The organism is Arthrobacter sp. NPDC058127, from assembly GCF_042884555.1.
Taxonomy (GTDB): domain Bacteria; phylum Actinomycetota; class Actinomycetes; order Actinomycetales; family Micrococcaceae; genus Arthrobacter.
Genome location: NZ_JBHVTT010000008.1, coordinates 74,115 through 84,862, shown reverse-complemented (window position 1 = coordinate 84,862; position 10,748 = coordinate 74,115). Strand labels below are relative to the sequence as shown.

Annotated in this window: 6 protein-coding genes; 1 reads left to right on the top strand and 5 read right to left on the bottom strand. The window is 64.9% G+C overall.

Translation table 11 applies throughout. From position 1 onward, the window contains the following. Positions 1–67 precede the first annotated feature (67 nt). The 5 genes from ACFVTG_RS12850 to ACFVTG_RS12830 form a co-directional block, all read right to left on the bottom strand. On the bottom strand, positions 68–2,107 hold the full coding sequence (locus tag ACFVTG_RS12850; protein WP_390280935.1) for an MFS transporter: 2,040 nt from the start codon (positions 2,105–2,107) through the stop codon (positions 68–70). Positions 2,108–2,118: 11 nt separating this feature from the next. Further along, entirely contained in the window at positions 2,119–2,601 is a 483-nt protein-coding gene (locus tag ACFVTG_RS12845; RefSeq protein ID WP_059388130.1) for a MarR family winged helix-turn-helix transcriptional regulator, read from the bottom strand. A 179-nt stretch (positions 2,602–2,780) separates the two neighbouring features. After that, positions 2,781–4,445, bottom strand: coding sequence for a thiamine pyrophosphate-binding protein (locus ACFVTG_RS12840; protein ID WP_390280933.1), 1,665 nt, complete (start codon positions 4,443–4,445; stop codon positions 2,781–2,783). Continuing rightward, entirely contained in the window at positions 4,442–5,506 is a 1,065-nt protein-coding gene (gene speB / locus ACFVTG_RS12835; RefSeq protein ID WP_390280931.1) for an agmatinase, read from the bottom strand. The genes ACFVTG_RS12840 and speB overlap by 4 nt, the downstream gene beginning before the upstream one ends. 183 nt (positions 5,507–5,689) lie before the next feature. After that, positions 5,690–8,422 carry an exo-alpha-sialidase gene (locus ACFVTG_RS12830; RefSeq protein WP_390280929.1) on the bottom strand — a complete coding sequence of 911 codons (2,733 nt, stop codon included), beginning with the start codon at positions 8,420–8,422 and terminating at the stop codon, positions 5,690–5,692. A gap of 208 nt (positions 8,423–8,630) precedes the next feature. Here ACFVTG_RS12830 and ACFVTG_RS12825 point away from each other — a divergent pair, with 208 nt between their 5' ends. Beyond that, the gene (locus tag ACFVTG_RS12825) at positions 8,631–10,619 is read left to right on the top strand and encodes an amino acid transporter (protein ID WP_390280927.1); all 1,989 of its coding nucleotides are present in this window, start codon (positions 8,631–8,633) and stop codon (positions 10,617–10,619) included. The last annotated feature ends 129 nt before the right edge of the window (positions 10,620–10,748 follow it).

Here is a 10,748-nt window from a genome sequence, read left to right as displayed (position 1 = left end):
GCGTCCCGCAGGCTCCCGGCCCGGCCGCGGTTAGCCCGCCTCCCGCAGGCGGCGGAGGCGACTCCCCCTAGCCCGCGTGCCGCCCGGTTTCCCCTGCCCTGGACGCATCCCCGGCAAGGAGTAGCAAGGCAGCCCTTTCCTGGCGGCGGCGTTCCCGCTTGAGTTCCTTGCGCAGCGCGGCCAATTCCTCGGCGATCTTCGACTGCTCGACGGCGGTGGCTTGCTGTTCGTGCACGCGCGCCTGGAGCTCGCGTTGTGCTTGGCTCAGCTGAAGCTGCTGCTCGGCCAGCAACCGTTGGGTGCGGGCCAGCTGGTCCTGGACTTCGCGCCGGCCCGCGGCCGGGTCCGGCCGTTCCTGCGTCAAGATGCGGGCGAACTCAAGGTCCAGCTCATCGTGCTCTTTCTCGGCCGCCGCACGGGCGCGGGTGGCACCCAAGGGGGTGCCGCCGTCGTCGGCTGCCAGGGCAAACTCAGCGGATTCGATAACCGGCAGAGTGGAGGTGTCCAGTGTCATGCTTGCCTCGCCGGAAGCGTTTGCCAGCAGCTCCTTCGCAGGCGTTGCGTCGACGGTCTTCCGCAGCGGAACCTCCTTGATGAAGAGCACGGCGATGAACGCGACCAGGGCAATGACAGCGGAGATCATGAAGATCTGGGCGGTCGCATCGCCGTAGGCGGCACGCATGATGTCGCGGATCGGGGCGGGCAAGTCCGTCAGGTCCATGCTCGCATTGCTTGAGCCACCGTTCACCGGAATGTGTGCAGCGGCGAGGCCTTGGGTGGCAAGGTCCTTGACGTGCGTGGCCATGATGGCACCGAGCACGGAAACCCCGATCGCGCCGCCGACGGAGCGGAAGAACGCCACGGAGGCGCTGGCCGTGCCGATGTCCTGGGCGCGGACGGTGTTCTGCACCGCAAGGACCAGGTTCTGCATCAGCAAGCCAAGGCCCAGGCCGAAGATGGCGGTGTAGCAGCACGTGATCCACAGTTCAGTGGTGTGGTCGATGGTGCCGGTGAAGGCAAGGCCGCCGGCAAGGAACACGGTACCCGCCAACAGGTATCGCTTCCATTTGCCGAATCGGCTGATCAGCTGGCCGGATGCCACGGAGCCCAAGAGGTTTCCGGCAATCATGGGCAGCGTCAGGAGGCCTGCCTCGGTGGGCGTCGCGCCGCGGGCTACCTGGAAGTACTGGCCCAGGAACGTGGAGGAGCTGAACATCGCGATACCGACGGCCACGGAGGCCAGGATCGCCAAAGCGGTGGTGCGCTGGGAGATGATCTTCAGCGGGATGATGGGCTGGGCCACCTTGGATTCGACCACTACCAGCAGGGCCAGGAGAAGCACGCCGCCGCCTACCATGAGGGCGGACTGCCAGGAGATCCAGTCGTAGTAGTCCGGGTTGCCGGCGAAGGAAACCCAGATCAGGAGCAGGCTCACGCCCGAGGTCAGCAGGATGGAGCCGAACCAGTCGATCTTGGCCGGGCGCTTGATGTGCTGGATCTTGAGGGTCACTTGGAGCAGGATGAGCGCGATGACGGCGAGCGGCACGCAGACGAAGAACGTCCAGCGCCAGCCGAGCGGGCTGTCAACGATGAAGCCGCCGAGCAGCGGGCCACCCGCGGTACCGACCGCCATGACGGCGCCCATGTAGCCCGAGTACTTGCCACGGTCCCGCGGCGGAATCATGGTGCCGATGATGGCCTGGGCCAAGGCGGTGAGGCCGCCCATCGCGATGCCCTGGATGACGCGGGCGGTCAGCAGGAAGGGAATGCTCTGGGAGAAGCCGGCCATGACCGAGCCGGCCACGAAGACCACGATGCTCAGCTGGACCAGGAGCTTCTTGTCGAAGAGGTCGGCAAGCTTGCCCCAGATGGGCGTCGTGGCGGCGTTGGCCAGCAGCGCGGCCGTGATGACCCACGCGAAGTCCGTTTGCGTGCCGTGCAGGTCGGACATGATGGTCGGCAGGGCGTTGGCCACGATGGTGCTGCTCAGGATAGCGGTGAAGAATGCCGCTAGGAGGCCTGTCAGGGCTTCCATGATCTGGCGGTGCGTCATCGGCGCGGATGCCGCGGGCACCGCCGTCGAACGTTCTTGTATTCGGGTTGCCATTGCTGCTGCTCCTAAGCTGTGTGGTTCAAGTGGTGGGAGCCGGCCGCCGTTGCCCGGACTGAGTGGTTGAGTGATGTGGTCAATTTCTCCAGGACCTGCCCTGCCTCCAGGGCATCTTCCTCGCTCCATTCCGCGAGGTAGGCCCGCAAATTGAGGCTGCGCTGTTCTTCGAAGTTCCGGACCTTTTCGATGCCGGCTTCGGAGAGGGCCACCAATTGTGCCCGGCCGTCGGCAGGATCGGGTCGCCGGACCACCAAACCGAGTTCCTCCAGTTCGGCGATGTGCCTACTGAGGACCGGTGGACTGACGCCGAGCCGGGATGCAAGCTTCGTGGCCCGGGACTCCCCCTCGCCGATGAAGCGCATCACGCCCTGCAAGGCGAACCCGACGTCGGCATCCTTCGCGATGTTCGCGGTGACGATGCAACGCAGCACCCGCTGGAGATCGAAAATCTGATGGACGAGTTCGGTTGCTGTGCTGGATGCTACAGCCATGGAAGACACCTCACTTTTGTTTGCCTAAAGCAACTATACGCCTAAATGATTGCTTTGGGAAACTAATGATGCGTGATGTGCGTTAAACACCAAGCGCGAGCTGGCAGGTAATGCCCTCATCTTTCGACAAAAGGGTCATTATCTGCCAGCTCGCGCCGGGGTGGGAAGCGTCTGGGGTGTCAGTCGCCCAAGTGGGTGGGGCCGAACATCTTGAGGAGGGTTTCAACCACGACGACGTTGGGGCCGTCCGCGGCGAAGCCTTCCCGGAGCGCGTCCCCCACGTCGCCCGGGGCCACACGGCGGGCCGGGACGCCGAAGGCCTCGGCGAGCTTGACGAAGTCCGGGCGGGCGAGCTCGGTGGCCGTGGCCTTGCCGAAGGCTCCTACCATGTACTCTCGCAGGATGCCGTAGCCGCCGTCGTCCACGATGAGCCACGTGACGGGGATGTTGTGCTGCCTGGCGGTGGCCAGCTCGGAGATCGAGTACATCGAGGATCCGTCGCCGGAGACGGCCAGCACGCGGCTGGGTTTGCCCACGGTTTCCAGTCCCACGGCACCGCCGATGGCCGCCGGGAAGCCGTAGCCGAGACCGCCGGCGCCCTGGGCCGAGTGGAACTGGCCTTCGCGGGAATCCCAGCAGCTCCAACCCCAGTACGCGGAGATCGTCATGTCCCAGAAGGTCTGCATGTCCGCCGGAACGGCTTCGCGGATGTCGGCCATGAACTTCAGTTCCTTGCCGAGGTCCTGCTCTTCAAGCCGTGCCTTGACCTTGGCCAGGGACTCCTTGACGAGGTCTTCGGGCGTGGTGCCGTGCCAGTCCGGCGCGGCCGCCGCCGCAGCAAGCGCATCGTCCAAGGCAGAATCGAGGGCGGCAAGGGCTTGACCCGCGTCGGCGCGAATGCCCAGGCCGGGCCGGTTGGACTCCAGGACCCGGGGTTCGGCGTCGATCTGGATGATGCGACCGCGCGGCTCGAAGGTGAAGTAGTTGGACGTAACCTCGCCCAGGGAGGAACCAATGACGATCAGCACGTCGGCGTCCTCGAGGACATCCGTCATGTGGCGGTCTTCGATCCAGGACTGCAGGGACAGCTCATGGGTCCACGGGAACGCTCCGTTGCCACCGGGAGTGCAGATCACCGGGGCGCGGAGTTTCTCGGCGATCGACAAGAGCGACTTTTCGGCCCGGCCACGGCGCGTGCCTCCTCCGGCGATGATCGCCGGACGCTCCGCCGTCGAGAGCCATTTGACGGCTTCGCGGATCAGCTCCACGCGCGGCGGGTTGTCGGCCGCTTCGGCGAGGGCGTCCTCCACCGGCGGGACCATGATGGGGTCCAGGAGCACGTTCTGCGGAATCTCGATCCACACCGGGCCCTGAGGGGAGGAAATGGCCTCGGTCCAGGCATCCTGGATGGCCGACGGAATCCCGGACGCGTGCTGGATGAGGCGCTGGCTCTTGGTGACGTTCGCGGCCGAGGCCTTCTGGTCATCGAGCTGGTGAAGCATGCCCTTCCGGCGCGCCCCCAGGCCCTCCAAGGGGATCTGGCTCGCCACGACCACCATCGGCACGCCGCTCGCGTACGCTTCCTGCAATCCGGCGAGGGACGTCAATGCGCCCGGACCGGTGGACAGGAACAGCACCCCGACCTCACCGGTTGCACGGGAATACCCGTCCGCGGCGAAAGCCGAGTTGTTCTCCACGCGGGAGGACACGAAATGCAGCTTGCCGCGGCCCATCGCGTCGAACAGGCCCAGGGCGTGCTGGCCCGGGATGCCGAAGACCGTCTTCGCACCGAGCGCCTCAAGGGTCTCGACGACGAGGTCCCCGCCGTTGCGCTGGTCCGTCACTTCGTGACCGCCGCGGCGAAACCGGCCGGGCGCCGGGATTCCTGGCCAAGGGCCTGTGCGGCATAGCCGTTCGGGGCGCCATGGCGGTTGCCTTCGACGGCGTTGTCGGCCAGGAGGGTGACGAGCTCGTAGGCAACGTGGCTGGCGGCGACGCCCGTGATCTCGGCGTGGTCATAGGCCGGGGCGACCTCCACGATGTCCGCGCCGACGAGGTTCATCCCACGGAAACCACGGATGATTTCGAGGAGCTCGCGGCTGGTGATGCCACCGGCTTCAGGCGTGCCGGTACCCGGAGCGTGGGCCGGATCCAGGACGTCGATGTCCACGGAGATGTACAGGGGACGGTTGCCGATGCGGTCCCGGATCTTGGCCACGGTTTCCAGGACGCCCTGGTAGTAGACGTCTGCCGAGGTGACGATGCCGAAGCCGAAGCGGTGGTCGTCGTCGAGGTCCTTCTTGCCGTAGAGCGGGCCGCGGGTACCGACGTGGCTGATGGCCTCGGTGTCCAGGATGCCCTCTTCGACCGCGCGGCGGAACGGGGTGCCGTGGGTGTACTCGGCGCCGAAGTAGGTGTCCCAGGTGTCGAGGTGGGCGTCGAAGTGCAGCATGGCAACGGGTTCGCCGGCGCGTTCGGCGGCGGCGCGGAGCAGCGGCAGGGCGATGGTGTGGTCGCCGCCGAGCGTGACGAGCTTGCTTCCGTTGGCCGTCAGATCCAGCGCGTTCTGCTGGATGGTCTCGATGGCCTCGTTGATGTTGAACGGGTTCACGGCCATGTCGCCGGCATCGGCAACCTGGATGTTCTCAAAGGGGCTGACGTCCCAGGCCGGGTTGTACGGGCGCAGCAAACGGCTGGCTTCACGCACATGGTTGGCGCCGAAGCGGGCACCGGGACGGTAGGAAACACCGGAGTCGAAGGGGACGCCGACTACCGTGACATCGGCCTTGGAAACCTGGTCCAAGCGGGGCAAGCGGGCATAGGTGGCGGCACCGGCATAGCGCGGGATTCGGGCCGAATCAATGGGACCAAGGTTGCCGTTGGCCTCAATACGAAGCTCTTCCAAAATGCGCCACTCCTTTGTGAATAGGCGGGATGGGGTATGACTGTGACACCAATCATACACTCAAAGTTGTCTTATATGCATCACTTGTTTACGCCAGCAAAAGACCCGCAACTCCCCCACAACAAGACCAGGCCGGGCACCCCCGCGCCCGGCCCAGCTCGTCACCTCATGTCCCCTCGCGGGCTACTTGCTCCCGAAGGGCGTCACTTGGAAGTCTCCGAATGACACTTGACGGCCTTCGGTATCCAGCACAACGAGGCTGTCCATTCCGGTTTTCACGTCGTCGGGCAGCACGAAGGAAAGGGTGTTTTGCTGCGTCGGGAAAAACCAGCCCAGACGGTAGCTCCGCTTGTTCACATAGACGTAGTACCACTGGCCATACTCCACGTTGTGGACCGTCACAGCCTGTCCGCTGCGGTGTTTATCCGTTCCGAGCCCCAAGTCCAGCGGCGGATTCGTGCCGATCAACTCCTGGGAAGCCAGGGCGGGCTCCCTGCTTGGCTTTGCAGGCTTGACCTTCAGCGCGACCGCTTCCCTGGCCAACTGAAGGGACGCGACCTTGGCGCCATTGTTCGCGCTGACCGGGATGGTCGTCGCCGGGAGTTGCTTGGCAGCAATATCGGCGTCTGTCAGCGTATAGGTGGATGCGAGGTTGACCGACTCACCCACGGCCAGGGTGGGCTTGGACAATCCGATGACCGCAACCGAAAGGTCGGTCAACGCCACATTGCCGCTATTGGTCAATGTGTAGGCGAAGGTCACCGTATCTCCCGCACCGGCAAACCCGTCCCCGTCTACATCGTTGAAGGCCGGCACCACCGATCCGTTCACTTGGGGATTGCGGACCAGCAGGTCCACCTCGTCACCCGTAACGGCGTAGTTCTGGGTGGCAGCACCACTGCCCGTTACCTGCCAGACGGTGCTGGGAACGAAGAATCCCTGAGCCACTTCGTCCGCCGTCACGGTGTGCTGCGGCGTGCCGCAGAGGTAGTTGCCCCACACACCAAGGGCGCTGAACCGGCAGTTGCCCGAGCCTGGCGGCAGGAACGGCTGGAAGTTGCCGGACTGCGGGACAACGGATTCCGTAATGTTGCCCGCGCTGTACACCCGGAACTTGTAGGGCACGGCACTGCCCACAGCATACGGATGGGTTGCCAGGTCCCTTCCGGCGTCATTGCGGGCGCCGAAAATGTAGGCGCCCACCACGTTGCTGGCGGAACCACCCGCAACAGTCACAGATACGGGTGCGGTTATCGATGACCCGCCGACGTTCAACCTGGCGGTCAAGGGGACCGCACCTGCTTTGGCGTACGACGGCGCCGTGACAGTCAGCTCGACAGTCGCCGAGGCGCCCGGATCGAGGGCGGCGAGCTGCGCCGTCGTCGACGTCCAATCCTGCAAGGCATCCAGGCTGACGGTCGACGCAGGAAGCGGCGAGCTGTCGTTGTTGGTGACGGTCACGCCGAGCTGAGCACTGCCGCCGTTCGTGACGGTGGCCGCGCCAGGGACAACGACGGCGGCAACCGGGCTCAGCCAGGCCTTGTCGAATTTCCCGAAGGTGATGGTGTTGTTGTCACCTTCGTACAGGACGCCGAAAGTACCGTCCGAAAGGGCGCTCAGGGTGGAGTAAGACATGCTTCCGGGCTTGAAGACGCGCGAGGAGCCCCACGTCTTGCCGTCGTCGGCAGAGTAGCGGACAGTGCCGTCCACCCGCGCGCCGCCGGCGGTGGGAGTGGGCGAATTGGAGAAGAGCAGCTTCTTGGCATCCGCCGATCCTGCAGCCGCGTCCGGGTACATCCTCGTGATGGAGCCGTTGTTTCGCGGATCCGGGAGCTGGGCCTCGGCAACCGGCGTGCTGTACGTGACACCGCCGTCGGAGGAATACGCCACTTTGCGGAAGTGCGGATTGGCGCCTGTACTGTCCCGCGAGTTCAACATGACGCGGCCGTCGGAGAGTTCCACCGTCTTGTTCTCATCCATGCCCGTTCCGGTGGGCTTACCCATGCTCCACGTCTTGCCGTGGTCATCGGAGTAGACGCTGTACGCCTGGATCTGGCGGCTCCCATCGGACTGCACAATGGTTCCGGCAAACTGCTGGATGAGCCTCCCGGCGTGCGCCCCGTACTTGAGCTGGATGCCCTCGCCGGACGAAGCGAACATGCTGACCACGCCGCCAACGTTGGGGACGCCGTTGACAGTGCTGCCGTTTGGCTTGACGGTACTGGTGACCAGCGGACCCGCGAACCCGGCGTAGGCCGAACCCGCCGGGTAGCCGGACGGAACAGGCAGTGTGGGCTGATTGGCCGGATCCGTGGACCAGGTGAGTCCGCGGTCGGTGGAGACCGACACTTGCGAGCTGATCACGTTGGCGTCGGAATCGTCATTGCCGAGCAAGCTGCCCGCAAATCCCTGGTTCTTGGAATAGACGTGGAAGTTGAACACCGTCCCATTGACCTTGTCCACGACGTAGCTGGGGTCGCTGAACCCGTATTTCTGTACGCCCGCTGAGCCCATCTGTCCCCGCGCGATGAACGTGGGACTGCCCCACGTCTTTCCGCCGTCGGTGCTGCGCCGTTGGACGATGGAGTTGGCAGAGGGTGAATCGCCCCCATCGGGACGGCCGTCGTAGGAAGCCAGGAGGACTCCGTCGCCCAGATCCGCGAGAGCGACGATCCGGTAGTACTTGCCGAGCACGGGGTCGATGGCGTTGTCGCCGTTGGAAGCGAGGACCTGCTCGGCGTAGTTTCCCGGAAGGTTGGAGGGAACGTTGGGACTTGGGAACGGGTCCAACGCGGCATAGGCGGGCACAACGGTTGACGTCACGAGAACTGCGGCGGCTGCCAAGGAGACGGCAAGTCTTCCCTGGTTCCATCCCGGCCGCCTCCTGACCCTGTCACTGAGTAGCGGGTTATTCATGCGTAGCCCTTTCGTATTTGGTCACATCCAACATAGGACGTTCTATATGCTACGTGATGCCGCTCACATGCCAAATGCTTGAATGCGTCTTTCCTAGAAGTGACCCGCCTCACAAGCGGCGTAAAGATTCCATAAAGACGGGCATCCACTCCCCGGTACACCCGTACGCTCCATCTGGAGCAGTTTCCAGGCTGCGCGAAAGGACCACGTGACAACGCTGACCAGGCCGCCGGCCGAACCCTCTGACCGGCGCAAGCCCGCGGGCGACATCAAACAGGGGCAATTCAAGCGATGGCTGCTCGACGGAATGCCTGAGACCTCGGGAAAGCGCCAGGGTCCACACGGCAAACCGGACGAGGGCCACACTCCCCAGTCCTGGTGGAAGGTCATGTGCCTCACCGGCGTCGACTACTTCTCCACCCTCGGCTACCAGCCCGCCATTGCGGCGCTTGCGGCCGGCATCGTCTCGCCGTTGGCCACGATCGTCCTGGTCGCCGTCACCTTGCTCGGCGCCCTGCCGGTCTACCGCCGGGTGGCTTCCGAAAGCGCCCGCGGCGAAGGCTCCATCGCGATGCTCGAGCGGCTCCTCCCCCGTTGGGGCGGCAAACTCTTCGTGCTCGCCTTGCTGGGATTCGCCGCCACGGACTTCATGATCACCATGACCCTCTCCGCCGCGGACGCGAGCGCCCACGCCATCGAAAACCCCTTTGCCCCGGAATGGCTCCACGGCCAGGAAATCACCATCACCCTGGCGCTCATCGCCGGCCTTGGCGTGGTGTTCCTCAGGGGATTCAAGGAGGCCATCAACGTCGCCGTCGTGCTGGTGGGCGTCTATCTGGTGCTGAACGCCGTCGTCGTCGCGGTCGGTTTGGCGCACGTGGTGACCGAGGCACATGTGGTGACCGATTGGTGGGCAGCACTGAACCAGCAGCACGGCAACCCCTTGGTTATGGTGGGCATCGCGCTCCTGGTCTTCCCGAAACTTGCCCTGGGCCTCTCAGGGTTCGAGACCGGCGTCGCGGTCATGCCCCAGATCAAGGGCAGCCCCAGCGACACCGAGGAAAATCCCGTGGGCCGCATCCGTGGCACCCACAAACTGCTTACGACGGCGGCACTCATCATGAGTGCCTTCCTGGTGGCCTCGAGCTTCATCACGACGTTCCTGATTCCGGCCGCTGAATTCCAGCCGGGAGGGAAAGCAGACGGTCGAGCCCTCGCATTCCTTGCGCACCAGTTCCTGGGCGACGGCTTCGGCACGGTCTATGACATCAGCACCATCGCCATCCTCTGGTTTGCCGGCGCCTCCGCCATGGCCGGCTTGCTGAACCTCGTGCCGCGCTATTTGCCTCGCTTCGGCATGGCCCCGGCGTGGACCAAAGCCGTCCGCCCCCTGGTCCTGGTCTTCACCGCCGTCGGCTTCATCATCACGTTGGTCTTCGAGGCAAACGTGGAAGCCCAAGGCGGCGCCTACGCCACCGGCGTCCTGGTCCTCATGACCTCGGCGTCGATCGCAGTCACCCTGTCCGCACGCCGGAAGAAGCAGAGGGGCAAGACCCTCGCTTTCGGTGCGGTGGCGGTCGTCTTCGCCTACACCACGGTGGCCAATGTGGTGGAACGCCCGGACGGCATCAGGATCGCGGCCCTGTTCATCCTCGGCATTGTCCTGGTGAGCTTCGCGTCGCGGGTACGCCGGTCCTTCGAATTGCGGGCTACGCACATCAAGATGGACCAGAAGGCGCTTGAATTCACGGCCTCCAACGAGGAAGGCCCCATCCGGATCATCGCGCACGAGCCGAAGCGACTGAGCGCCGACCGGTACCAGTTGAAATTGCAGCATGCCCAGCAAGCCAACCACTTACCGGTGGACAGCGACGCGATCTTCATCGAGATCATCGTGGATGACAGCTCCGATTTCGAGCAGGAACTCCTCGTGGAAGGCAAGGTCCGGCACGGCTTCAAGATCCTGGAGATCCACAGCAACAACGTGCCCAACACGCTGGCCGCGGTACTCCTCCACATCCGGGACGTCACGGGGCTCATGCCGCACATCTATTTCCGCTGGACCGAAGGCAACCCCATCGCCAACCTGAGCAAGTTCCTCTTCTTCGGCGAGGGCGAGATCGCCCCGGTGACCCGCGAAGTGCTCCGCGAAGCCGAACCGGACATCACACGCAGGCCCTGGGTGCATGTGGGCTGAACATGGCAGTGTTGGTGGCGCGCCCCGCGGGGGCGGGCCCCACACAATGGGGGGGGCCCCCCACACTGTTGCCAGGGGGACGCGGGGGCGCCCCCGTGCCCCCGCCCGGCCCCCCCCCCCGGCGAGACC